This window comes from Arthrobacter sp. Edens01, from assembly GCF_001307035.1.
Lineage (GTDB): Bacteria > Actinomycetota > Actinomycetes > Actinomycetales > Micrococcaceae > Arthrobacter_B.
On record NZ_LKIU01000007.1, the window covers coordinates 1 to 24,789 of the forward strand.

At 65.9% G+C, this 24,789-nt stretch carries 21 protein-coding genes; 16 read left to right on the top strand and 5 right to left on the bottom strand.

The features are described from left to right. Nucleotides 1-211 precede the first annotated feature (211 nt). The 13 genes from AO716_RS17375 (at nucleotide 212) to AO716_RS16555 (ending at nucleotide 15,818) form a co-directional block, all read left to right on the top strand. Nucleotides 212-1,081 carry a sensor domain-containing protein gene (locus tag AO716_RS17375; RefSeq protein WP_055243041.1) on the top strand — a complete coding sequence of 290 codons (870 nt, stop codon included), beginning with the start codon at nucleotides 212-214 and terminating at the stop codon, nucleotides 1,079-1,081. Continuing rightward, complete coding sequence (locus AO716_RS17380; protein ID WP_055243043.1) at nucleotides 1,041-1,553, top strand: sensor histidine kinase; 513 nt, start codon at nucleotides 1,041-1,043, stop codon at nucleotides 1,551-1,553. Before AO716_RS17375 ends, AO716_RS17380 begins: the two co-directional genes overlap by 41 nt. A 49-nt stretch (nucleotides 1,554-1,602) precedes the next feature. Continuing rightward, nucleotides 1,603-2,262 (top strand): response regulator transcription factor, encoded by a 660-nt coding sequence (locus AO716_RS16505; protein ID WP_055243045.1) that lies wholly within the window; start codon nucleotides 1,603-1,605, stop codon nucleotides 2,260-2,262. A gap of 78 nt (nucleotides 2,263-2,340) precedes the next feature. Then, nucleotides 2,341-5,151 carry an FAD-binding and (Fe-S)-binding domain-containing protein gene (locus AO716_RS16510; RefSeq protein WP_055243047.1) on the top strand — a complete coding sequence of 937 codons (2,811 nt, stop codon included), beginning with the start codon at nucleotides 2,341-2,343 and terminating at the stop codon, nucleotides 5,149-5,151. A 207-nt stretch (nucleotides 5,152-5,358) separates the two neighbouring features. Beyond that, nucleotides 5,359-6,252, top strand: coding sequence for a hypothetical protein (locus AO716_RS17485; RefSeq protein ID WP_055243050.1), 894 nt, complete (start codon nucleotides 5,359-5,361; stop codon nucleotides 6,250-6,252). Between the two features lie 100 nt (nucleotides 6,253-6,352). Continuing rightward, nucleotides 6,353-7,489 (top strand): ROK family transcriptional regulator, encoded by a 1,137-nt coding sequence (locus AO716_RS16520; RefSeq protein ID WP_082413684.1) that lies wholly within the window; start codon nucleotides 6,353-6,355, stop codon nucleotides 7,487-7,489. Nucleotides 7,490-7,540: 51 nt separating this feature from the next. After that, entirely contained in the window at nucleotides 7,541-8,611 is a 1,071-nt protein-coding gene (locus AO716_RS16525; protein WP_154578647.1) for an extracellular solute-binding protein, read from the top strand. A 78-nt stretch (nucleotides 8,612-8,689) separates the two neighbouring features. Beyond that, nucleotides 8,690-9,784, top strand: a complete 1,095-nt coding sequence (locus tag AO716_RS16530; protein WP_055243055.1) for an ABC transporter ATP-binding protein — start codon at nucleotides 8,690-8,692, stop codon at nucleotides 9,782-9,784. Continuing rightward, a complete protein-coding gene (locus AO716_RS16535) occupies nucleotides 9,781-11,601 on the top strand; it encodes an ABC transporter permease (protein WP_235472148.1) in 1,821 nt (606 codons plus the stop codon). Before AO716_RS16530 ends, AO716_RS16535 begins: the two co-directional genes overlap by 4 nt. Nucleotides 11,602-11,603: 2 nt before the next feature. Then, nucleotides 11,604-13,094, top strand: coding sequence for an argininosuccinate lyase (locus tag AO716_RS16540; protein ID WP_055243057.1), 1,491 nt, complete (start codon nucleotides 11,604-11,606; stop codon nucleotides 13,092-13,094). Then, complete coding sequence (locus tag AO716_RS16545) at nucleotides 13,091-14,026, top strand: carbohydrate kinase family protein (protein WP_055243060.1); 936 nt, start codon at nucleotides 13,091-13,093, stop codon at nucleotides 14,024-14,026. Before AO716_RS16540 ends, AO716_RS16545 begins: the two co-directional genes overlap by 4 nt. A gap of 8 nt (nucleotides 14,027-14,034) precedes the next feature. Continuing rightward, on the top strand, nucleotides 14,035-15,075 hold the full coding sequence (locus tag AO716_RS16550; RefSeq protein WP_200907664.1) for an amidohydrolase family protein: 1,041 nt from the start codon (nucleotides 14,035-14,037) through the stop codon (nucleotides 15,073-15,075). After that, complete coding sequence (locus AO716_RS16555) at nucleotides 15,072-15,818, top strand: glucosamine-6-phosphate deaminase (protein WP_235472149.1); 747 nt, start codon at nucleotides 15,072-15,074, stop codon at nucleotides 15,816-15,818. Before AO716_RS16550 ends, AO716_RS16555 begins: the two co-directional genes overlap by 4 nt. On the opposite strand, the gene AO716_RS16560 is transcribed toward AO716_RS16555, so the two are convergent. Beyond that, nucleotides 15,811-16,185 (bottom strand): glyoxalase superfamily protein, encoded by a 375-nt coding sequence (locus AO716_RS16560; RefSeq protein ID WP_055243061.1) that lies wholly within the window; start codon nucleotides 16,183-16,185, stop codon nucleotides 15,811-15,813. The genes AO716_RS16555 and AO716_RS16560 overlap by 8 nt on opposite strands. Nucleotides 16,186-16,301: 116 nt before the next feature. Here AO716_RS16560 and AO716_RS16565 point away from each other — a divergent pair, with 116 nt between their 5' ends. Genes AO716_RS16565 through AO716_RS16575 form a run of 3 tightly spaced genes read left to right on the top strand, consistent with a single transcriptional unit; the run spans nucleotide 16,302 to nucleotide 18,783 of the window. After that, the gene (locus AO716_RS16565; RefSeq protein WP_055243063.1) at nucleotides 16,302-17,168 is read left to right on the top strand and encodes an aldo/keto reductase; all 867 of its coding nucleotides are present in this window, start codon (nucleotides 16,302-16,304) and stop codon (nucleotides 17,166-17,168) included. A 50-nt stretch (nucleotides 17,169-17,218) separates the two neighbouring features. Continuing rightward, nucleotides 17,219-17,920 carry a type 1 glutamine amidotransferase domain-containing protein gene (locus AO716_RS16570; protein ID WP_055243065.1) on the top strand — a complete coding sequence of 234 codons (702 nt, stop codon included), beginning with the start codon at nucleotides 17,219-17,221 and terminating at the stop codon, nucleotides 17,918-17,920. Nucleotides 17,921-17,940: 20 nt separating this feature from the next. Beyond that, entirely contained in the window at nucleotides 17,941-18,783 is an 843-nt protein-coding gene (locus AO716_RS16575; RefSeq protein WP_055243066.1) for an SDR family oxidoreductase, read from the top strand. 472 nt (nucleotides 18,784-19,255) lie between these two features. Here AO716_RS16575 and AO716_RS16580 read toward each other — a convergent pair whose 3' ends face one another. The 4 genes from AO716_RS16580 to AO716_RS16595 form a co-directional block, all read right to left on the bottom strand. After that, nucleotides 19,256-20,722: an amidase gene (locus tag AO716_RS16580; protein ID WP_055243068.1), complete on the bottom strand. Its 1,467-nt coding sequence runs from the start codon at nucleotides 20,720-20,722 to the stop codon at nucleotides 19,256-19,258. Beyond that, nucleotides 20,719-21,978 (bottom strand): M20 family metallo-hydrolase, encoded by a 1,260-nt coding sequence (locus tag AO716_RS16585; protein WP_055243071.1) that lies wholly within the window; start codon nucleotides 21,976-21,978, stop codon nucleotides 20,719-20,721. Before AO716_RS16585 ends, AO716_RS16580 begins: the two co-directional genes overlap by 4 nt. 54 nt (nucleotides 21,979-22,032) lie before the next feature. Next, on the bottom strand, nucleotides 22,033-23,376 hold the full coding sequence (locus AO716_RS16590) for an MFS transporter (protein ID WP_082413690.1): 1,344 nt from the start codon (nucleotides 23,374-23,376) through the stop codon (nucleotides 22,033-22,035). A gap of 329 nt (nucleotides 23,377-23,705) precedes the next feature. Continuing rightward, nucleotides 23,706-24,620, bottom strand: coding sequence for a LysR family transcriptional regulator (locus AO716_RS16595; protein ID WP_055243072.1), 915 nt, complete (start codon nucleotides 24,618-24,620; stop codon nucleotides 23,706-23,708). Between the last annotated feature and the right edge of the window lie 169 nt (nucleotides 24,621-24,789).

Below are 24,789 nucleotides of genomic sequence, written 5' to 3' on the forward strand. Positions count from 1 at the left end.
CCCCCCCCCCCCCCCCCCCCCCCCCCCGATCCCCGATCCCCGATCCCCGATGATTCTGCCGAGCGCCCCCGGTCCAACCCCGATCCAACCCCGATCCAGCCCCGAATCAGCCCCAGACCCCACGCCCTCCTGCAGGTCAGCCGCAAACCCCACCCCAGCTACGGGGGAAAGCCCCATGGCGGCGCCCGCCCCCAGATAGCAAGCTGGAGTCATGACCAACACCTACGCCCCCGAACCTGATGCAGTACCGGGATCCCGCCCGGCAGCAGTGACGCAGACTCAGCCTCGCCGCCCGGCTTTCTTCCGCAGCGCCACCTGGCGTGCCTTCGGGTACCACGGCGTCACCTTGCTTCTGGCTCCCTTCGCGCTGGCCTACGCCGTGACCACGGTGTCCCTCGGTGCATCCCTGCTGGTGACCGTAGTGGGTCTGGTTATTGTTGCCGCCATGGTGGTCGCCGGCAGGTACTGGGGCACCGTCAACCGGAGCCTCACGGCGTCCCTGCTCGGCAGGCACATCGACGCACCGCCGCCGTTCACACCCCGGCGCGGGTTCTTTGGCTTCCTGTGGTCCGGGCTGGCCGACACAGCCGGGTGGAGGGCAATCGCCCACATGGTCGTCAGCTTCGTCACCTCGGTAACGGCCGCGGTCCTCAGCATCACTTTCCTGGTTACCGGCCTTGGCTGCATGACCCACTGGTACTGGTCGCAGTGGCTGCCTGCCACGCAGGCGTCGGACGGGTCCTGGCACCGCGGCAGCATGATTGCCCCGGATGTGTTCGTGGAAGGGTTCTGGTGGCAGGCAGCCTACGTTGGAGTGGGCGTGCTGATGACCTTCGTCCTTTGGCCGGCTATCAACAACGGTTCCGCCCGGCTGCAGGCTGCACTGACCGCTGCGCTCCTGGGTCCAACAGCTGCACAGGTCCGGGTCCGTGACCTGGAGGCCAGCCGCAGCAGTTCCGTCACCACAGCCGACGCCCCGGCTGGCCAGGATCGAACGGGATCTACACGACGGAACGCAGGCGCAGCTGGTTGCCATTGCCATGAAGCTCGGGGATGCCCGGGACCGCCTCTCCGCAGGTGAAACGAACGAAGACCTGCAGCGCCTCCTGGACAGTGCACACGGAACCGCCAAGGATGCACTGGCAGACCTCCGCGGAATCGCCCGCGGCATCCGGCCCGCAGTGCTAAATGACGGGCTCGACGCCGCACTCGAGTCTCTGGCCGCGACGTCGCCCCTGCCGGTGGAACTGGACTACCGCCTGGTGGTGCGGCCGGCCCCCGCCGTCGAAGCCATTGCGTACTACTCCGCGGCGGAGCTGGTCACCAACGCGGTGAAGCACTCTCGCGGCTCTGCCGTCCGCATTTCAGTCGCCAGCGAGGGCGGGCAGCTGGTTCTCAACGTCAGCGACAACGGAACCGGCGGCGCCAATCCGGCAGCCGGCAGCGGGCTGGCAGGCCTGGCCGAACGCGTCCGCACGGTAGACGGCACCCTGGAACTCGACTCCCCCGCCGGCGGTCCCACCACGGTGACGGTCCGGCTCCCCCTGGCATGAGCACGGCCCGGCATTTCCGGACGGCGGCAGCATGGGGCAGGCTTCAAGGATGAAGATCGCGATTGCCGAAGACTCCGCACTGCTGCGTGTTGGCCTGGTGGAGCTGCTCGGCGGGCGTGGACACCAGGTTGTTGCTGCTGCCGGCAATGCAGAGGAACTGTTCACGGCTCTTGAAACCGCGGAGCCCGACGTCGTAATCCTGGACAACCGGATGCCGCCCACCCACACCAGCGAGGGAATCCGGGCGGCACTGACGCTGCGGGCGACCCGGCCGGAAATCGGCGTCCTGCTCCTCTCCCAGTACGTGGAGACCCGCTACGCCACGCAGCTCTTCGCCGGCCAGCCCCGCGGAACCGGGTACCTGCTCAAAGACCGTGTGGCGGATATCCGTGCCTTCCTGGACGCGCTCGAACGGATCCGGGAGGGAGAAACCGTCCTCGACCCGGAAGTGGTCCGCCAGCTGATGGGGGCCGGGAACACAGCGGGCCTTGGATCCCTGACTCCGAGGGAACACGACGTTCTGGAACTCATGGCGCAGGGACGGACAAATGCCGGTATTTGTGCTGAACTGTTCCTCTCCGCAGGCGCGGTGGAAAAACACATCACATCCATTTTCAGCAAGCTGGACCTAGCACCGGCGGCCGGCGACCATCGAAGGGTCCTGGCCGTTCTGCAGTACTTACAGGCCGCCTCGCCGGGTGTGGCCTGACCATTTCCCGGAAACCGGAATTCCGGAATAGATTTGAGTCGGGATAAAAGTCCCGCAGACGTCATGGATCAGGATCGTATGTCAGCCACAGCGCAGAACTTTGCCCCAGCAACCGCGTCCCTCGAGGGTGAGGGGATCAGCACCCGGGAGATCGACCGCCGGAAAATGGCGCACGATGCTTCCCACTACCTGCTGATTCCGCAGGCGGTTGCCACGCCCACGAACACTGCCGAAGTGGCACAGCTGATGCGCCGCAGCCGTGAGCTCGGCATCCCGGCAACCTTCCGCTCCGGCGGAACCTCACTCTCCGGCCAGGCCGTCAGCGACAGCCTCCTGATCGATACCCGTCACCATTTCCGGGACATCGAAGTGCTCGACGGCGGCGCCCGGGTCCGCGTGGCCCCCGGCGCGACGGTGCGCTCGGTCAACTCCCGGCTGGCTGCCTTCGGACGCAAGCTTGGACCCGACCCCGCCAGCGAGATCGCCTGCACCATCGGCGGCGTGGTGGCCAACAACTCTTCCGGCATGGCCTGCGGCACCGAGTTCAACACCTACCGGACCCTTGAGTCCATGGTCCTGGTGCTGGCCAGCGGCACCGTCCTGGACACCGCGGCACCGGACGTGGAGGAGAAACTCCGCGCCCTTGAACCGGAACTTTTCGAGGGCCTGCTGCGCCTGCGCGGCCGCATCGTGGCGAACCCGGACTCCGTCGCCACCATTACCCGACTGTTCTCGATGAAGAACACGATGGGCTACGGCCTGAACTCCTTCCTGGACTTTGAGAATCCGGCAGACATCCTGGCCCACCTGATGATCGGCAGCGAGGGAACCCTGGGCTTCGTAGCGCAGGCGACCTTCCGGACCATTCCGGCGCTGCCCAAGGTCGCCACCGGCCTGATGTTCTTTGAGTCGCTCGACGCCGCTGCCACCGCCCTGCCGGAGCTCACCGCTACCGGTCTGGCCACGGTGGAACTCATGGACGCCACGTCCCTGCGCGTCGCCCAGCAGGCAGCGGATGCCCCGCTTGAACTGCGCGGACTCCAGATCCAGGCCCATGCCGCTTTGCTGGTGGAGCACCAGGCCACTACCGCGGATGAACTCGAAGCCAAGCGGGAAGCCTCCCGGCCGCTGTTTGAGTCCCTGCGCCTCGCAGCTCCGTTCGCCATGACCTCGAACGCCCGGGATCGGGCGGGTATGTGGCACATGCGCAAGGGCCTCTACACCACGGTGGCCGGCGCCCGTCCCTCCGGCACCAACGCACTGCTGGAAGACATTGTGGTTCCGGTTCCGTCGCTGGCACGGACCTGCGCCGAACTGGCCACCCTGTTCACGGACCACCACTACCGGGACTCCGTGATCTTTGGGCATGCCAAGGACGGCAATATCCACTTCATGCTGAACGAAAACTTCAGTGATCCCGCCGAGCTCGCCCGTTACGAGGCCTTCACCGAGGAGATGGTGGAGCTGGTCCTGGGCGAAGGCGGCTCGCTGAAGGCCGAGCACGGCACCGGCCGGATCATGGCCCCCTACGTGCGGCGGCAGTACGGCGATGAGCTGTACGAAATCATGCTCGAGATCAAGCGCCTCATCGACCCGGCCAACCTGCTCAACCCCGGTGTGCTGATCAATGAGGATCCGCGTTCCTACGTGCAGAACCTCAAGATCGCTCCCACGGTGGAAAAAGAAGTGGACCGCTGTGTGGAGTGCGGCTACTGCGAGCCCGTCTGCCCGAGCAAGGACATCACCACCACACCCCGCCAGCGCATTGTGCTGCGCCGGGAAATTGCCGACGCCGAGGCCCGCGGGGATTCGGTGCTCGCCGCCACCCTGCGTGCGGACTATGACTACGACGGCGTGCAGACCTGCGCAGTGGACGGCATGTGCGGCACCGCGTGCCCCGTGCTGATCAACACCGGCGACCTCGTTCGGCGGCTGCGGGCCGAGAACACCAACAAGGCTGCCGACGCCGGCTGGAAAGCAGCTGCCGGACGCTGGGGCACCATGACCTCCGTCGGCGGCAAGGCGCTGACCTTTGCGAAGGCCGTGCCGTCGCCGCTTCCCAAGCTGGCCACCGCCGTCGGGCGTGCCATTCTCGGTGCGGACAACGTTCAGTCCTACGAGACCGTACTGCCGGCCGGCGGAACCCGCCGTGCCGCGCACGAAGACACGGACCCGGTTGCAGTGTTCTTCCCGGCCTGCATCGGCACCATGTTCGGTCCCGGCGAAGGCGGCGAAGGATCCGCCCCGGCATTCATGGAACTGTGCGAACGTGCCGGCGTGGGGGTCCGCATCCCCAAGGGCATTGAGAACCTGTGCTGCGGTACGCCGTGGAAATCCAAGGGCTTCACCTCCGGCTACCAGGTGATGACGGAGAAGGTACTGGCCAACCTGTGGGTTGCCACGGGCGGCGGGGAACTTCCGGTGGTGTGTGACGCAGCTTCCTGCACCGAAGGCCTGGACACCATGAAGCGCCTGGCCGGTGAAAGCCCGGTCTACCCGGGCCTGCGGTTCGTGGATTCCGTGGACTTTGTCCGGGAGAACGTCCTTCCGCGGCTGGAAGTTACCCGGAAACTGGGATCGCTGGCCCTGCATCCCACCTGCTCTTCCACCCAGCTTGGTGCCAATGATGCCCTGACGGAGATTGCGGCTGCGGTCAGCGCTGAGGTCTTTGTTCCTCCGAGCTGGGGCTGCTGCGCCTTCGCCGGCGACCGCGGCCTGCTGCACCCCGAACTGACGGCGTCGGCGACCAAGCGGCAGGCAGAGGAAATCAACTCCCGGGTCTTTGACGGTTATGCCTCCTTGAACCGGACCTGTGAACTCGGGATGACCAAGGCGACGGGACACACCTACCGCCACATCCTGGAGTACCTGGCTGAAGCCACCCGCTGAGCAACGGGTCCCGCGGCACCGGGCCACTGGTGCTGCGGGGCCCGGTTAGGCTTCGGCGGCGGCCCGGGTTCGCTTAATGAGGCAGCCCCGGTGCGGCCGATCGGAAGGCGCGGCTGCGGCCGGTGCGACCGGTTCGACTAACGCGGCCGTCCGGGAGCAAAATCAAAGGAGCGAGCAGATTTTGCATCCTCCGGAGGATGAGCTTCCATGAGCAAGCCAAAAAACGGTGCCGCCCGGACCGCCGGCGCACTCGCCGTCGCGCTTGGTGTTTCGGCCGCTTCGATGCTGGCCGGGTGCGGCGTCCAGGAACCGGAACCCTACCGGACCGTGCTTCCGGCGCCGTCACCAGCAGTCAGTGTTCCCGCCACTGTCCAGGCGCAGGCTCCTGCACAGCAGTATGTGCCGGCACCCGCCCCCACCCCGGAAAGTGAGACTCCCGATCCCGGGCTGGAATCCAACGCCGGCGACCCCGCTGACAGCGGGATGCCCGGCAGCGGCGAGTCTGGCGCCGTGCCCCCGGCCCCGGCCCCGGCTCAGATCCAAATCCCGGCCCCGGCCCCGGCCCCGACCCCGACCCCTGAACAGCTGGAGCTGGCAGGACGGGTTGTGTGGGATCCTTCGGAACGTGACCGGGCTGCCGCTGCCCTCGCCGAGGCTGACGCCTACACTGCGGCCCACCCCGATACAGCCGAGGCTGCCGTGTTTTCCTCTATCCGCCGGGACCTGGCCTGTGGTTCCGGGGAGAACGGGACCGCCCTGGTGACAAGGGCGCTGCGGGCCGCCGGCTACACGTTCTCGGGTTTAGCGCCGCAGGACATTGTTTCGTGGTTCGCGGCGCATCCGGGGTCCGGAACTCTCGTACGTGATCCGGGAGCAGCCAGACCCGGCTCCGTGCTCCTAACCACGGGGGCGTGCGGCACCCAGACCCTGGGCGTTTATTTGGCCGACGGCCTGGCGGTGTTCGCCGGTGCTGACGTTCCGGCCAGCGCCGGTTTCACGGCGTTTGGTACGGCACGGATCGCTCCCGTGGATCAACTGCCTCCGGGCGTTCCCGCCCTGCCGGCGGATCCCGTTTACGTCCGCGTGGCTCCGTACGTGTAGCTGGCAGCCAGCTCCGGCGGGCACACGCGCCCCCTCCCACCTGCAGGAACAGACGAAAAAAGGTCTTGCATTCTTACTTTCTTCACCGTATAAAGTAAGAATGTCGTCCACCTCACATGCACCAACGGGCCGCCAGGAACTCCGGCGGATCCGGGTGGAATCCGTTGTGGGGGCCCTCCTGTCCCAAGGCCCCATTTCCCGTACCGATCTAGCTGCCGCTACCGGGTACAGCCCATCGACGGTCACCGGGATTGTCCACGAGCTCCAGGAACTGGGTTACCTCCACGAAGTGGGACAGCGCGAATCAACAGGGGGACGGCGCAGGACCCTAATGGAGATTGACCGTTCGGCAGTGGTGCTGGTGGTCGCAGAAGTCTGCCAGGGAAGCGTCAGGGCGAGCCTTGTCGATCTCGATGCCGCAGTGCTGGAGACACGCGAATTCGCTTTCAATGCCGAAGATCCGGTGTCCTCAACCGCCCAGGCTGTCTCTGAACTAGCTGCAGCTGCGCCCCGGCAGCCGGCCCGGCTGGTCCTGGCACTGCCCGGCGTGGTGGGAACCGACGGCACGGTCAGTCTCGCTCCGGACTTCGCCGCCGCCAACGGATCCCAGCTGGCCGATGAACTGCAGCGGCGCACCGGACTGGCCGTAACCGTTGAAAACGACGTCAACCTGGTGGCGCTCGGCGAGCGCAGTGCCGGAGCCGCAGCCGGCGTTGATGACCTGGTGCTAATCCACATCGCCGAAGGCATCGGAGCGACTATCCTCTCCGGCGGCAAGCTGCTGCATGGCTCCACCCGGTCCGCGGGCGAGGTTGGTTTCCTGCCTGTTGCACCCCGCCCCCTCCCCCACGGCAACCGCGGCCCGTTTGAAGCTGCCTGGAGCACTCCGGCCATTGCCGCCGCCGCCGAGTCCGCCGGGCTGGACAGCGGCGGTCCCGTGGTAGGCCGGATCTGCTCCGATCACCGTGCCCAAACGCTCTTGAATGACGTCCTGGATGCCTGGGCCTGGGCCGCCGTCGTCTGCGCCTGCGTCCTGAACCCCGCGCTCGTGGTCTTTTCCGGCGACGCCGTCCAGCTGGACGATCCGGCACGCGCAGCACTTACAGACCGCATCCGGGCAGCAGCACCTTCTGCCCCGGACGTCACGTTCGCTTCCCTTGGCGGAGCCGGCATCCTTCACGGTGCCGTTGCCCGCGTCCTCGAAGACCCCTCTGCCCTCATCACTCCCGGCGGCTAAGCCGCAGGGGCCCGAAGTTCACCTGGCACCACCCAACCCTAGGAGAAGTACATGGCTCTGCACCGCACTATCCGTAAACCGCTCGGCGCCGTTGCCGGCGGGCTCGCGCTCATGCTTGCGCTCTCGTCCTGTGGCCTGGACGATTCGTCTTCCGGGTCGGAAGGCTCAGGCGGCGAGACCCTGACCATTTACACCGCCCGGGACAAAGGCCTCGCCGAAGCAGTCGTGGCCGACTTCGAATCAGCCAACCCGGACTACGCCGGCAAGGTGGAAATCCTGACCCTTGGCGCCCAGGAAGCACTTGAACGTATCCGCGCAGAAAAGGCCAACCCGCAGGGCGACATCTGGTGGGGCGGAACCGGCCAGCAGATGAAGCAGGCAGCCACGGACGACGTCCTGGCCCCGGCTCCGGACGCCGTCGTCGAAGCCGTCCCGGAGGAACTCCGGGATCCGGATGGTCTGTGGGTGGGCGAAATGCAGCTTGCTGAAGTCATCTTCTACAACCACGACATGCTCAGCGAAGAAGAGGCCCCGAAGGACTGGGACGACCTCGTTGCGCCGGAGATGGCTGACAAGCTGGCCATCCGCGACGTCGAGGCTTCCGGCACCATGCGCAGCATTTACGCAGCCATGATCGACCGCCAGTATGACGCCGCGGGCTCCCCCGAAGCCGGCTACGAGTGGCTCGGCAAGCTCGACGCCAACACGAAGGTCTATGCCGCGAACCCCACGGACCTGTACCTGCGCGTGACCCGTCAGGAAGCAGCTGCCAGCGCCTGGAACCTGCAGGACGTCATGCTGCAGATCGAAAACCAGAACGCTCCGTTCACCCCCGTTGTCCCCGAATCCGGCGCACCCATGCTGGTAGACGGCGTTGCCAAGATCAAGAACGGTCCGGCGTCGGACGCCGCTGACGCCTTCCTCGAGTTCCTCTTCAGCGAAGATGCCCAGAAGAAGCTCTCCGAGACCTATTACCAGATCCCGTCCATCAGCATGTCCGAGCAGCCGGCCTGGCTCGCAGACCTGGACCTCGTGGAAATGAAGGTCGACTGGGACCGGATCGGGCAGAACGAATCCGAGTGGATCGGCTACTGGGCCGAGAACATCAAGGGCAAGAACTAGCCCGGAGCCGGGACGGGCGGCACACCTGCTGCCCGTCCCTGGCCTTTCCCCATCCCCCAAACCCTGCGGAGAGCAGCCATGACACGAGTCCTCCTCGAATCCCTCGAAAAGCGGTACCCCGGCGCCGCGCCGTCCGTGTCCGATCTGGACCTCACTATCCAGGACGGAGAGTTCTTCACCCTTCTGGGGCCGTCCGGATGCGGCAAGTCGACTACCCTGCGCATGGTTGCCGGCTTCATTGCCCCCACCCGCGGACGCATTCTTTTCAACGACCGCGACGTCACCAACACCGCCCCCAACCGGCGCGACACCGGCATGGTGTTCCAGAACTACGCCCTCTTCCCCCACATGAGCGTCCGCGCCAACGTTGGATACGGACTTAGTGTCCGCCGTACCCCGCGGGCGGAAAAGAACAAGCGGGTGGACCGGGCACTGCAGCAGGTTGGACTGGAACGGTACGCCGACCGCCGGATCGATATGCTCTCCGGCGGCCAGCAGCAGCGTGTGGCCCTGGCCCGCGCCCTGGTCATTCAGCCGTCGGTGCTCCTGCTGGATGAGCCGCTCTCCAACCTCGATGCCAAACTCCGCGAGGAAACCCGCGCCGAAATCCGCGGTACACAAAAAGCGGCCGGGATTACCAGCATCTATGTCACCCATGACCAGGCCGAGGCCATGGCGATGAGCGACCGCGTGGCCATCCTTGAATCCGGCCGCCTCCACCAGGTTGCCCCGCCGCGCGAGGTCTACCACCGCCCTGCAACGTCATTCGTGGCACGCTTCATCGGCCGTTCCAACGTGCTCCCGTGCACAGTCCTTGCCATCGGATCGGACACCGTGGACGTCCGGTTGGAGGACGGTTCCCTGCTGCGGGCGCCCCGGGTTGCCGGCACCCCGTCCTGGCTTGCAGCCGTTGGAGACCAGGCCGCCGTCAGCCTGCGGCCGGAGGCCTTCACCATGTCCGTGCAGCACGGGGCTCCCTCGCTGCCGGAGGCCGGAGAGCTGGAAGGGACCGTGAAAACGGCTGAGTTCACCGGCGCAGTAAACGTCTATGAAGTGGACTGGAACGGAACCGAGCTGGTCGTCTCCGTGCCGGACGCCGAGGACCGCGCACAGCCCGGCGACCGGGTCATCCTGGCACCCCATCCCGCACGCGTGTGGCTGGTGGCACCGTGAGCAGCCTGGTAGCGAGACTGCGCCTGCGCAGCGGTACGACGTCGTCTGACCGGTTCATCTACTGGCTGGCAGTGCCGCTGGCACTGATCCTGCTCATTTACATCGTCATCCCCATGTTCGCTACCGCCCGCACCTCGCTCGACGGCGGTACCGGCAACTACGCCGGCTTCTTCGGCGGCAACTCGGGCCGGGCCCTTGGGCTGTCCGTGGGCATCTCCGTGGTTTCCGTCATCACCACGGGCGTCATCGGCACCGCCCTGGCCGTGCTGCTGACCCGGTTCGATTTCCCGGGCCGGAACGTGCTGCGGCTGTTCGCCATGCTGCCAATGGCCCTGCCGCCGCTGATCGGCGCCGTGTCCTTCTACTTCCTCTACGCCGAGAGCGGGATTGTTCCGCGTTTCCTCGCGCAGTACTTCGGTGCGGATCCCTCCGCGGTGTCCGCCAACGGTGTCCTTGGCGTCCTGCTGGTCCACACCATGACCATGTACCCGTACTTCTATCTCGCGGTCGCCTCCGGCCTGGCCGGTTCGGACGCGTCCATGGAGGAAGCAGCACTGAACCTCGGAGCCAGCCGCTTCACCATGTGGCGCACGGTACTCCTGCCCATGCTCACTCCGGCGCTGGTATCCGGTGCCCTGCTGACATTCATGGTCTCCATGGCGTCGTTCACGGCACCGCAGTTCTACAACGTACAAACACTGACGATGCAGATTGTCGCTTCCCGGACCTCGGGTGCCTATGAACTGGCTGCCGCACAGTCAACCGTGCTCTCCATCGTCTCGATCCTCTTCCTGCTCGCCATGCGCTGGTACCAGAACCGGCGGGTGCACCGCAGCGCTTCCAAGGGCACTCCGCAGGCGGTCAAAGTCCTGCATGGAACCCTCCCCCGGGTGAGCGCCGGCATCGGCTCCGCCCTCCTGGTGCTGATCCTGATGGCACCGGCTGCAGTGATCGTGCTCCTTGCCTTCACGGTGGACGGATCCTGGACCGTGCAGATCCTGCCCAGCGAATACACACTGGGCAACTTCGAGCGGATCTTCACGGACCCCTCCACCCTGCGCCCGATCCTGGTCAGCAGCCAGATGGCGTTCATCGCGATGATCGCCTGTGCGGTGGTCGGAGTGCTCGCCTCCTGGGTGGTTACCCGGTGGAAGGGCCCGGGCAAGGGCCTGCTGGACGTAATGGTCATGATTCCCTGGGCACTGCCCGGCACGGTGGTCGGCGTGAACCTGGTGACCGCCTTTGCCTCCCCCAGCCCCTTCAACCTCGGCCAGGTGCTGATCGGCTCGCTCTGGATCCTTCCCGTGGCGTACTTCGTCCGGTTCCTGCCCCTGGTCTTCCGGTCCGCCAACGCAGCACTGGCACAGATCGATCCGTCGGTGGAGGAAGCCGCCCGCAACCTGGGAGCCGGATCCTGGCGGGTACTGCGCACCGTTACCGTGCCCTTGATGTACCGCGGCATCCTGGCCGGCGCGCTGATGGCCTTCATTCAGGGCTTCGGCGAGTACGTGGCATCCGTCGTCATCTACCCCGCCCGCTTCGCCCCTCTGTCAGTGGAGATCTACAACCGCATCTACTCCAACGAATTCGGCACGGCAGCAGCTTACGGTGCACTGCAGATGGGCCTGATCCTGATCGTCCTGATCATCTCCCAGCGCCTGGAGAACCCGCGGGCCGGCGGGATTGCAGCCCTGCTGCGCCGCCGCCGTCGTCCCACCGTGGAGACACCGCTTGTGGGGCCGATCCCCTCCAGTGCCACGCCGCTGCCCATTCCCGCACCTGAACCAGCCGCCCCCGACCTGAAGCCGGTGAAATAAGCATGACCGAGTCTCCCCGTCCTCCTCTGACCGACCGCCCGGATCTGTCCGTCTACTGGGACAACCACCTGCGTGATGCCTTCGAAGAAGCCGCGTCCTACATCTATCCGCCCATGGTCGAAGCATCCCTGGCCCATGTGTGGATGCTCGACGACGAAGGCATCCTTCCGCGGGAGCGTTCCGCCCGGCTGGAGAAGGGTCTGCTTGATCTGTGGAAACGGATCACCGACGGCACCCAGGAATATGTCTTCGACGGTTCGGTGGAGGACCCCTACTACTTCATGGAGCAGCAGCTGGCTGCTGCCTGCGGGATTTCAACCTCTGAACTGGATGTGCAGCTGGCCCGCAGCCGCAACGACCTCGACGCCGGTGCGTTCCGGATGGTGCTTCGGCGCCAGATCCTCGACCAGGTGGACCTGGTTCTCCAAACCGCGGCAGACGCCGCTGAACTGGCGCGCCGGCACGCAGACGCGCTGATTATCGGCTTCACCCACCGGCGTCCTGCCCAGCCCACCACCATCGGCCACGTCATGGGGGGCCTGGCCGAAGCTTTGCTGAGCCAGGGCCGGGAACTGCTGGACATCTACGCAGAGATGAATGTGTCTCCGCTGGGATCGGCTGCCTTCACCGGCTCCGACGTCCCGATCAACCCGCAGACGGTTGCGGACCTGCTGGGCTTCGACTCAACCTTCACGTCCAGCTACGAGGCGGTTGCCGGCGCCGAGCACTTTATGCGCCTCGCCGCCGCACAGGCGCGGATCTGCGCCACCGGTGCCCGTTTTTCCCGGGTGCTGCTGGAATGGATGACGTTCGGCTGGGTCGCTACCCCGGATGCCTACACGCAGGGCTCCTCGATTATGCCGCAGAAGAAGAACCCTGTGGTCCTTGAGCACATGGTCTCCATGGCCGGGGCTGCTGCAGCGGACATGTCCGCAACCTACGCGAACATCAACTCCGGCTGGTATGAGGACTCGAACAACGCCACCACCGATGTGCAGAAGCAGCTCTGGCGCGCCTCAGACCGGGTCATCCGGTTTGTGCGCATGCTGGACGGCCTGCTGGGCGAGTTCACTGTGCAGCGTCTCCCTGAGAAGGAGGAGATTGTGCGTTCCGGCGCCACCACCACCTCCGTGGCTGAAGCCCTGGCTGTGGCCGGCGTGCCCTGGCGCGGCGCCCACGACGTCGTTGGCCGGCTTTTCAAGTCCGCAGACCCAACCGCGTGGTCACGGGAACAGGTAGAGGAAGCACTCGCTGCCGGAAACATCAGCACTGCCCTGACGGATCTGGTGCTCGCGGCGGGAACTGATCCCGGGCGTGTGCTGGACCGGCCCCAGGCCGGCAGCCCCGGCAGCAAGGCCGTCACCGTCACGGCGGACCTGGCTTCGAGTGCTGCGCAGCACCTCGCCGCGCGCGCGGCTGAGCTCCGCTCCGGGATCGACGGAGCGCGGGAAACGCTGCTCCAGCGGGCACACTCATTGGCGGGAGCGGCATGAGCGGTGCGCCGTCCGCGGTCACGGTAGTAGGCAACACCAATCTGGACATCATGGTCTCCGGCGCAGCGGCGCTTCCCGAGCCCGGCACTGAGTCCATAGTCCCCGGCATCAGCATTCGCCTGGGCGGCTCCGCGGGCAACCTGGCAGTCCGCTGTGCGGGCCTGGGCCAGTCCACCACCTTGGTAAGCAAGGTCGGCGACGATGCCTCCACACGGCTGCTCGAACAGGAACTGGCATTACCGGGACTTGAGTCTGTGCTGGTTCGTGACGCCGGGCTGCCCAGCGGCATCACCGTGGCGGTGGAAGCTCCAGGACGGGACCGGGCGTTTCTCTCGTCGCTCGGGGCAATGGCCGAGCTGACCCCCCAGGATGTCCCGCCAGCGGCCCTCGAGGCCGGAGCAGTAGTACTGGCGGGCTACTTTCTGCTCCCCAAGCTGCGTGCCGGTGCCGCCCAGGCGCTCTTCGCTGCCGCGCATGCCCGGGGAGCGTTAACAGTGCTGGATACCGGCTGGCCGGCCGAAGGCTGGACGGAAAGTGTCCGGGAAGAAGTGCACAGCGTGCTGGCATCGGTGGATCTGTTCCTCCCGAACAGTGATGAACTCGCCGGTCTGACATCCAGTCCCAGCCCACAAGCGGCGGCCCTGTCCCTGGCCGCCGGGACAGCCACCATGGTCGTCGCCAAACTGGGCGCCGGCGGCGCCGGGCTTGCACTGCCGGACGGCACCTGGATCCATGAGCCTGCCCGCCAGGTAGTCCCCGTGGACAGCACCGGCGCCGGCGATGGGTTCAATGCAGCGTTCCTGGCCTGCCTCGCCCGGGGAGACTCCCCCGCCCGGTCCCTGGCTGCCGCAGTCCGCTATGCCACCGAACTCGTGGCCACCCACCCTGATCTGCGTGGATCTGTGCCATTGCCTGAACCGTTGAGCTTGTAGGAGGAACCGTGCATGTCTCGCGAATCGCGAACCGCCCAGTGGTGCAGGGCATTTCGATTGTCGACTTCCATCTGCACTTCCGGATGCCGTTCGACCCGCTGACTAAGTCCCTCTCCGGCGGCCAGTTCGCCTGTGAGGAGTCGAGTGCAGCAGCGGCAGACCGCGCCGCCAAAGTAGCCGGGATGTCCGCCCGGTGGCGCCGCAGCTGGGACTTTGCCGATCCGGAGCAGGGGGATGCGGACCAGGGTGCCGAAGCGGAAGCAGACCGGTGGGCCGCTGAACTGGATGACAACCATATTGAACACGCTGCGTTCGTCACCGCGGGCGGCAACGATGCGATGGCCAAACTGGTGGCACGGGGCGGAGGCAGGTTCCTCGGCATGGCAGCAATGGCAGACCCGTTCCAGCCCGGAGCTGCTGAAAACTTCCGTCAGGCACTGGAACGGTATGACCTGCGCGGGCTGAAGATCTTTGCTCCGCTTATGTCCGCCCGGATCGATGATCCGGGCGCTGATCCGGTCTGGCGTGTGGCCGCTGAGCACCGGGTGCCCGTGCTGATCCACTTTGGCCATTGTGGTTCTGCCGGCGGAATCGCGCACAACGAGATGATTGAACCGGCCTGGCTGGAAACCGTTGCCAAACGCCACCCGGATGTCACGTTTGTGATTCCGCACTTCGGCATCCAGCACGTGCAGCAGGTCCTCTTCCTGATGTGGGCCTGCCCCAACGTCCAGGTGGATACCTCCGGGTCCAACCAGTGGGTGCGTTTTATGGCTCAGCAGCTCACGCTGGAAGATGTGTTCCGCCGGTTCTACGAAACGCACGGTCCTGAGCGGATAATCTTTGGAACCGATTCATCCTGGTTCCCGCGGGGGTACGTTCGCCGTTACCTCGCTGACCAGCTGAGGATCTGCTGGGAGATGGGCATGCCCGCCAGCCACGTTCAGCAGATCTTCGGGGCAAACGCAGCTTCGCTGCTTCGCATCGAAGGCTGGACCCCCGCGGACCCTGCCCTTCACACTGCCCAGGCCCCGGGAGCAAAGCTGTGAGCGTCACGATCCGCACCGCTGCAGGCCTGCCTGACCTTGGAGAACAGGCTGCCGCCACGGTGCTGGCCCGGCTGCAGGCCAGCACCCGGCCGGTCCTCGGTGTTGCCACCGGTTCCTCACCCCTGCCCCTGTACCAGGCACTGGCACGCCGGCGTGCGGAGCTTCCGCCGCTGCGGGCCTTTGCGCTGGATGAATACCTGGGCCTTCCGGCGGGGCATCCGCAGAGCTACCGCGAAGTGGTGCGGCGCGAGGTCACCGCACCACTGGGACTGGATCCTGCAGAGGTGTTTGTGCCCGACGGCGGAACAAACAACCCGGACCGGGCAGCAGCGGCATATGAAGACACCATCCGCGCTGCAGGAGGGATCGATGTGCAGGTGCTGGGCATCGGCAGCAACGGCCACCTGGCTTTCAACGAACCTGGTTCACCTCTGGACTCCCGGACCCGCGTGGTGGACCTGGATGCCAGCACCAGGCAGGCCAATGCCCGGTTCTTCGCTTCCCCGGAGGAAGTCCCGTACCGGGCGCTGACACAAGGCCTGGGCACCATCCTGGAGGCGAAGGCGCTGGTGCTGATGGCTGCGGGTGAATCCAAGGCGGAGGCGGTGGAGCGGGCCCTCTACGGGCCCGTCACGCCGGAGCTGCCTGCTTCGGTTCTGCAGCTGCACCCGGACGTGACGGTGCTGCTGGCTGAAGGCGCCAACAAGCTGCTGCCGCGCGAAGCAGGAGCGAACCTCAAATAGGTGAAACTGCCGGGAGCTCCTGCAGCGACCACTGGTTGCCGTCCGGATCGCTGAAGTAGACAAAGGTGCCCCACTCCAGGGGTGCCAGCTCACTGGCCTGCACCCCGCCGTCCAGCAAATGCTGCCGGGCTTCCGCAGCGCTGGGCACCACGATCTGGATCCGCTGGCTGCCGGGGACCATGTCCGTGGTTCCTTCGCCGATCACCACTGAACAGGCTGAGCCGGGCGGGGTCAGCTGCACAAACCGCAGGCTGTCGTCCACCCGGTGGTCGTGATCGGCGGCGAAACCCACCTGGTTTACATAGAAGTGTTTGGCGGCATCGACGTCGGACACCGGCACGGGAACTAACTCGATTTTCCAGTCCATGCCCGGGACGCTACGCCCGGGCTTTAGAGGCTGGAAGAGCTGCGCGGACACCTTTTGTCCGCAATGACGTGGGTCGGACGGGAATAAGCCTGCTTAGTATCGTGTTGGCACAACACATGACTGAGCAGACTGAAAACACCCTGTCCGCAACCATCGACCTCAAGGACCTGGGCACCGTCAGGCGCCTCGGGTTCGGGGCCATGCGCATTGTTGGCCCCGGTGTCTGGGGCGAGCCGGAAAGCCGCGGAACCGCCGTCGAGGTGGTGCGCCGCGCCGTGGAGCTGGGCGTCGACTTCATCGACACCGCAGACTCCTACGGCCCCAACATCAGTGAAGAGATCATTGCCGAAGCGCTCTACCCCTACCCCGACGGTGTGCGGATCGCCACCAAGGCCGGGTTCGTGCGCACCGGACCGGACGAGTGGATTCCGCTGGGCCGCCCCGAGTACCTGCGCCAGCAGGCGGAACTGAGCCTGCGTAAGCTCAGGGTTGATTCCCTGGACCTGTTCCAGCTGCACCGTATTGACCCCACAGTCGACGCCGAAGAGCAGTTCGCCGTGCTGCGGGACCTGCAGCAGGAAGGCAAGGTCAAGGCCCTTGGCCTGTCCCAGGTCAGCGTCGAAGAGCTCCAGGCGGCAGAGAAGTACTTCACCGTCTCCACAGTGCAGAACCGCTACAACCTGACCGACCGCTCTTCGGAAGACGTCCTGGATTACGCCACCGCCAACGGGATCGGGTTCATTCCCTGGGCTCCGATTTCTGCCGGTGAACTGGCCCAGCCAGGGGGCGTCCTGGACGAGGCCGCCAAGAAGCTTAACGCCACCACCTCCCAGGTTGCCCTTGCCTGGCTTCTGCAGCGTTCACCGGTCATGATGCCCATTCCAGGCACCGGCTCGGTGGCCCACCTTGAAGAGAACCTCGGTGCCGGGGACCTGGTGCTGGACGCCGACACTTTCGCGGAGATCGACGCCGCCGCAAGCTGAGTTTGCCGGCCCACCCGCTGACTGACTCCCCCAATGGAAGGACCCACACCATGAACAACATCCTGATGGTTGTCTCCGCAGCCGATTCCCTCACCATGAAGGACGGCTCCAAGCACCCCACCGGCTTCTGGGCCGAGGAACTGGTCGAATCACACCGCACGCTGCTCGAAGCCGGTCACCGCATCACGTTCGCCACCCCGGGCGGCAAGACCCCCACGGTGGACCGGATCAGCCTCCAGCCCGACCAGGCCGGAGGCGAGGAGAAGGCGGCGCACCTGTCGTCCTACCTTGAGGAGCTGCGTCCGGAGCTGGAAGCCCCCATGGCGCTGGCGGACGTCGCACCCCTGGAGTACGACGCCGTAGTGATCCCGGGCGGGCACGGCCCCATGGCGGATCTCGCCTCGGACTGGGACATGGGACGGATCCTGATCGCGGCAAACGATGCGGGCATGCTCATTGCCCCGTTCTGCCACGGCCCGGCGGCACTGCTTAGCGCTGAAACCCCGGAAACAGGATTCGCTTTCTCCGGCCGCCGACTCACCGTTTTCACGAACGAAGAAGAACTGAACGGCGGCACTGGCGAGAACACCCCCTGGATGGTCGCTGACGCCCTCGCCGAAAAGGGTGCAGTCGTCGATTCCGGTCCCGCCTGGGAGAGCTTTGTCGTCACCGACGGCAACCTGATCACCGGGCAGAATCCGCAGTCCAGCGTGGACGTGGCCCGCCAGGTCCTGGCGTCCCTGCCCGACTAGATCTTTGGCAGACTGTTCCCATGACTGTCCTGATTGCCGGCTGCGGTGACCTGGGCACGGAAGCCGGCCTGCGGTTCGCCGCGGCCGGCTTTCCCGTGCTGGGGTGGCGCCGTTCGCCCGAAAAGATTCCCGCGCCCCTGGCAGGCCGGGCGGCCGACCTCACCGGAACGCTTCCGCGGGTTCCCGCGGATACCGACATTGTGGTGATCTGCGTTGCCGCCGGTGAGCGCACCGAGGCGGCCTACCGCTCGGCATACGTGGACGGCACATCGAATGTACTGGATGCCCTAGAGCGCGACGGTGTCCAGCCGCAGCGCATCCTTTTCGTCTCCTCCACCGCCGTCTACGGAGACGCAGACGGCGGCTGGCTGGATGAAGACTCCCCCACTGCTCCTGCCTCGGTGACCGGTGCCGTCATCCGTGAGGCCGAGGAACTGCTGCACTCCCGGCGGCCCGATGCCATAGTGCTGCGGCTGGCCGGAATCTACGGGCCGGGCCGCACCCGGCTGATCGACCAGGTCCAGGCAGGGGCAGCGGACCCGGGTCCGGGCCAGCTGACCAACCGGATCCACCGGGACGACGCAGCGGCCGCCGTCGTCCATCTGACCACCGGCGTGGCGGACCCGGCTTCGCTGTATCTCGGAGTGGACAACGAGCCCGTGGAGCAGCGTGATGTCCTCACTTTCCTGGCCGGGGAACTCGGCACCGAGCTGGGGCCGGCCGCGCCGTCGTCCTCATCCCGCGGCGGAAACCGCCGCCTGTCCAACGCCCGGCTGCGCTCCACCGGATTCGAATTTACCTATCCGACGTTCCGGGAAGGGTACCGCGCGGTGCTGGCCGGGCAGGGTATGCGCCACAGCTGAGCGGTTAGACCTGGGCGTATCGCCCGGCGCTGGCGGCTGGGTTCCGATGCCGCGCTCTTCAGCCGGAGGTGAACACCAGGGTCCGCTGACCAGCCGCGATCAGCCGCGTTGGCGGAGAAGAACCGGTGGCTTGCCCGTGCCTTGGTCAGGCGGTCCGGCTTCGGTAGGCGTCCCCGGGCTTTGGGCAGGCGTCCGGGCTTTGGGTCGGCGCGGAATTCCTTCACTTTGGGACTCCCCTGCCGGTTCGGGACATTCCTGCCGCGGCGCCGCGCAGGAAAGTCCCAATCTGGCAGGCATGTCCAAAACCGCAGGGAACCGGCCCTGGCTTGGTGCCCAATCTGGCAGGAATGTCCCAAACCGCAGGGAACCTGCCCCGGATTCGTGCCCAAACCGGCAGAAATGTCCCAAACCGGAGGGCCGAGTAGCCGCCGCCGCAGTAGCAGCCGGCGCCGCCGCATCCAGCGACGCCACGTTAGAGCTGCGGGTACCGTCCCGCCCAGGGGCGGAGCACCTCGATTGCAGCACCCACACGGAAGACGGATTCCTCCGCAAACGGGTGGCCCACAATCTGCACCCCCGTGGGGACCCCGTCGGCGCCAAACCCTGACGGCACAGCCAGGACCGGACACCGGTTGGCGATGTTGAACGGCGCGGTCAGGTGCCCTTCCCAGTAGTGCTGCAGCCGGGATCCAGCCACCTCGATGCCGTCAAGGTACTCTGCATCGGCGGCCAGGGAACCGGCACCGGATGTTGGGCACAGCAGCACGTCGAATCCGTCCATGACATCAGCCAGCTCCGACTGGATCTTCGCCTCCGCCGCCAGCCCTTCAACCAGGGTCCTGCGCTCGGCAGCCACCCGGGCGTCTGCCATGAACCGGCGGGTGTAGGAGGCCAGCGAGTCTTCGGTCCCGGCAGTGGCCTCCTCCATGGCCGGACCCAGAATGTGGCCGAAGTGGGTGAAGATCGTGTCCCGGATTTCCGCAGTGGTCCATGGCAGTTCCACTTCTTCGACCACGGCTCCTGCTGCCTGCAGGGTTTCGGCGACTGCGCGGGTGTTGGCTTCCACGGCAGGGTCGAGCGGATAGTCGCCCAGCCGCAGGCAGAGTGCCACCCGCAGCCCGGCCGCATTCCCGGCGTCGTCGAACTCCAGCGGCAGCGTGCCCGGCCCGCCGAAGGAGGAGTGGTCCCCCGGGTGCCGGCCGGACATCACGTTGGCGAGCAGCGCCGTGTCCGCAACGGTACGCGCCATTGGTCCGTCTCCGCGGTACCAGTCGACGGACAGCGGAGCCAACCCGGGAATCCTGCCATAGGGGGCTTTGTACCCAACGGTTCCGGTGAAGGCCGCCGGAAGCCTGGTTGACCCGGCAATGTCCGACGCCGTTGCAAGCGGTGCCAGGCCGGCAGCCAGTGCCGCTCCCGCGCCTCCGGAGGACCCGCCCGGGGAACGCTCCAGATTCCACGGATTGCGTGTCACTCCCCACATGGGGCTGTGCGTCACTGTGGCACAGCTGAATTCCGGCGAGGTGGTCCGTGCGTGCACGATTCCGCCGGCAGCACGGATACGCTCCACCACGGGATGGTCGGCCGTGGCTACTGCACCGGCCTGGGCAAGCAGTCCCTGGGAGAAGCTGCGCCCGGCCAGGGCGTGCTTCTCCTTAGTCGCCACCGGCAGTCCCAACAGGGACCGCCGGCCGGCGCTTCCCCGCAGGTACTCTGCTTCCGCACTGCGGGCCTGGACCATTGCGTCGTCGAACATGGTTTCCGTGAACGCATTGACCGAATCATTTGCCGAAGCGGCGCGGTCAATCATGGACTGCAGCAGTTCCACGGGAGACAGCTCCCGGGAACGGAACAGTTTCAGCGCAGTGACGGCGTCCAGGTAATGCAGGGGCTGTCCCTGCGCCGGTGCGGGGAGCTCGCCGGTGGCCGGTGTGCTCATGCTGCCGGACCCGTGGCCTGATCCGTCAGGGCACCGTGCACGAGCTTCCAGCCCAGTTCGGTGAGCGCGTCCAGTCCGGCAACCATGTCCTCGTCCTTGGTGAACTCGCGCTCACAGTGCGAGACCCCGTCAACGGAGGGAATGAAGAGCATGACGGTGGGCGCGATGCGGTTCAGCGCCACCGAATCATGCCCGGCCATGGTCTGGATCCGGCGGATCCCCAGCCCCAGCTCAGCGGCAACCTTCTCCGCCAGTTCGAGGCCTTCCTCCGGGTAGTACTGGATGCCGCGGATATCGAAGTCGTTCACGTTGATGGTGATGTCGTGTTCGCGGGCGATGGCATCGATGTCGGCGAGCAGGGACGCGCGGGCTTCGCTGACGATCTCCGGTGATGCCGAGCGCAGGTCCGCCACCAGGTGGACCCGGCGGGCGACGACGATCGGCGAGTTCGGCTCCAGTGTCATCCGCCCCACCGAGGACACCAGCGCTTCTTCGGCGAACTTCTTCGTCACGTCATGGACCAGCAGCACCACCTTGGACGCCGCCACCAGGGCATCGTGCCGGTCTGCCATGGCAGTGGCGCCGGTGTGCGACTGTTCGCCGAGCACCTCGATGTCCAGTTTCTGGGTGTACCAGGAATAGTCGACGGCGCCCAGCGGCAGCTGCTCGCGTTCCAGGATGCGGCCCTGCTCAATGTGGATTTCCGCGTAGCTGGCCACTTCCGGCCGCTCATCCGTGCCGAGGTAGCCAATTCCGGACAGGGCCTCCCGGACGGAAACCCCGGCAAGGTCACGGACCTCCAGCATGGCTGCTTCATCCATGAGCCCGGCAAACACTGAACTGCCCATGATGGACGGGGCGAACCGCCCGCCTTCCTCGTTGAACCAGTTCACAACCGCCAGGTTGAAGACCGGAGTTCCAGCGCCGGACTGAAGGCGCTCGGTGATCCGGGAGGCGGCGTGCAGGCCGGCGATCACGCCGTACGCGCCGTCGAACCGGCCGCCCAGCGGCTGGCTGTCCAGGTGCGAGCCAACCAGCACGTACGGTGCGCCGGGAACCAGCTCGATCAGCGCGAACATGTTGCCGATGCTGTCCACACGCACCTCCCAGCCCCGGGCTTCGGCGTAGGCGGCAAACCAGTCCCTGGTCTGCTTGTCTTCAGCGGTGGCTGCTTGCCGGTCGACGCCGTTGGCTTCGGTGGCGCCAATGGCGGCGACGTCGTGGAAATCCTTCAGGAAGGCCTGGGATGAAGTCATGGTTCTTTCCTTTGGTTCAGGCGGGCTTGGTCCGTGCGGCTGTACCGAGCGGCGCTAGCCCATGCGGCCGCGGGTTTCCGGCACTTTGGTGAGGGTGAGCAGCAGCAGCACGATCACGGCTGCAGCACTCATGTAGAAGCCCGGCGAGTACGCCACGTCCGTCGCGGCTACCAGTGCGGTGCCCACGAACGGTGCGGTTCCGCCGAAGATGGCATAGGCAACGTTGTAGCTGATGGCTGCGGAGGTGAAACGGGTCTTGGTGGTGAAGATTTCCACGAAGAAGGTGTAGCAGCCGCCGCCGTAGATGCAGAGCGGAATGACAAAGAGCAGCTGGCCCAGGATGGCCAGTCCCAGCACGCCGCTGGTCACCAGCATGAAGCAGGGCACGGCGAAGACGGCCAGTGCAGCCGAGCCGGCAATCAGCATGGGCTTGCGGCCAACCCGGTCCCCTATGATTCCGCCCAGCGGCAGGAGCAGTGCGTAGAACGCCATGGCTGCGGCGTTGGCCAGCAGGGACTGGTCCCGGCTCAGGTTTCCGGTGGTCTGGACGTAGGAGACGAAGTACCCGGAGAGGAAGTAGAAGCCCATTGCGGTCAGGCCCATCACGAAGATGACCTGCAGCATACGGACCTTGTTGGTGCGGAAGGTCTCGCGGATGGGGCTGTATTCCTTGGTCTGGTTCTTGGCCAGGACTGCCTTGAAGACTTCGCTTTCCTCGGTCTTGGCGCGGATCCACAGGCCGAAGAGGGACAGCGGCAGTGCCAGCAGGAACGGGATGCGCCAGCCCCAGCTCTGGAAGTCGGCGTCGCTCATAGACTGGCTGAGGATCAGGATCAGCGTTCCGGCCACCACGGAGGGCAGCGCGGTGGCAGCGAGGGTGATGTTGAGCCAGAAACCGCGGCGGTTCGCCGGCGCGTGCTCAAAGACGAACGACGGCGCGCCCACCGATTCACCGCCTGCCGAGAATCCCTGCACCAGCCGGCAAAGCACCAGCAGGGCCGGAGCCAGCGCACCAATGGTTGCGTAGGTCGGAAGCAGTCCGATGGCTGCAGTCGCCGCACCAATGGACACGAGGGTGATGTAGAGGACCCGGCGCCGGCCAATCTTGTCGCCCAGAGCACCGAAGAACAGTCCGCCCAGCGGCCTAATCAGGAAGGCGACGCCGAAGGTGGCGAAAGTGGACAGCAGCCCGATGAAGGCGCTTTCACTGGGAAAGAAGAGCTGTGAGAGAACCACGGCTGAGAGGCCGTAGAGGGCGAAGTCGTAGAACTCAATGAACTGGCCAACGCTGCCGCCGGCCAGGACACGCTTCTGCATGCCTGTAATGCGGGGCTTGGCACCTTCCGCCGGAGCGGACTGGACACTGGTGTCGTGCGGAGTCACTTCGTTCGTAGTCATGAGAGCCACCGTACGCATTCCGCGTTGAGCGGTCGTTGCCTGCGGTTTCCGTGAAGTAACGCGTTGTCAGCCGGTGTAACAAGTGCGTTTCCCGAAGCGGGTCCGGGTGCCGGATGCTGCGTAATACCGAGGAAACATGGTTCTGGACTTCTCAACTGCACTCCTGGTGGTCAGTGCCGGCGCTCAGGGGCAGGAGTCCCGCAGTGGTGCGGATCTTGCCCCTGCATAACGGCAGGGCAGAGATGATGATGGGTCCACTCTGGTGATCCAGATCACAGATGTCCAGTTCATGTTTCTGAACAGAATGATCGATTTTTCTGATGCGAGAACTAGCGCGCTGCCCCATAGAGGCGGCCGCAAACGTCCTCGAAGGCGAGCGCCCGGCGCGTGGGGCGGACGCCGGCCGGCCGTACCAGCATGACTTCGATTCCGGGAACGTCATCGGTGAGCCGAAGCGGAACAACCCGGCCGCCGGCATAGGTCTGGTCATGGTGCAGCCGCTGGTTCAACACCGCGTAGCCGTGCCCCCGGCCCACGAAGGAGCGCACAGTTTCATACCCTGAGGCACGGTGCCGGATTCTTGGGCGGACACCGGCCGCTGCAAACAGGCTCATAAAGTACTCGCGGGTGTGCGGCAGATCCAGCAGAATCAGGGGCTCGTCTTCGAACTGGCGAAGGGACACTTCGCCTTCCGCGCTGGCTGCCAGTGGATGATCCGCAGAGACCAGCACGTGCGCTGGGATCCGCTCAACTACCTTGGTGGTGAAGCCGTCGTCCAGCCCCAGCCCGTACATCAGCGCCAGCTCGCAGTCTCCCTGCAGCAGGGACGTTCGCACATACTCCTGGTCCCCCTCCAGGAACGAAATCTGGACATCGGGGTGGGCCGCTTCAAAGGCCTGCAGTATCACCGGGGCGCGGAACGGCGCCAGCGGCGCAAAGACACCGACGCGCAGCTCTCCGGTCAGGGCATCCGAGTAACCGCGCGCCGACTCGTAGAGGGCATCCGCATCCTCAAGGAACGGAGTGATGTCCTTGGCGAACTGTCGCCCGGCTGCCGTGAGCCGCATTCCCCGCTGCCGCCCCCGGATAAAGAGCTGCACCTCCAGGTCCTTCTCCAGCTGGGAGACAGCAGCGGACAGCGCTGACTGGGTGACATTGAGTTCCCGGGATGCCGCTGTCATGCTCTCTGCAGCCGCTACCGCCGAGAAGTAGCGCAGCTGCACCAGGGTGAACGGTTTGGCCATGGGCCCTATCCTGCCAGCACCTGCCTCTGGCCTGCGGTTACATGACGGCCTGTAGTTACATGAGATCGGGCAGGGCATGCGGCACAGCTGAACGCCTACGCCGGCTAAAGCGAAGGAAACGCAGCCACAAAAAAGCCGCACCGGCGGCTCCCCCTGGGAACCACCGGTG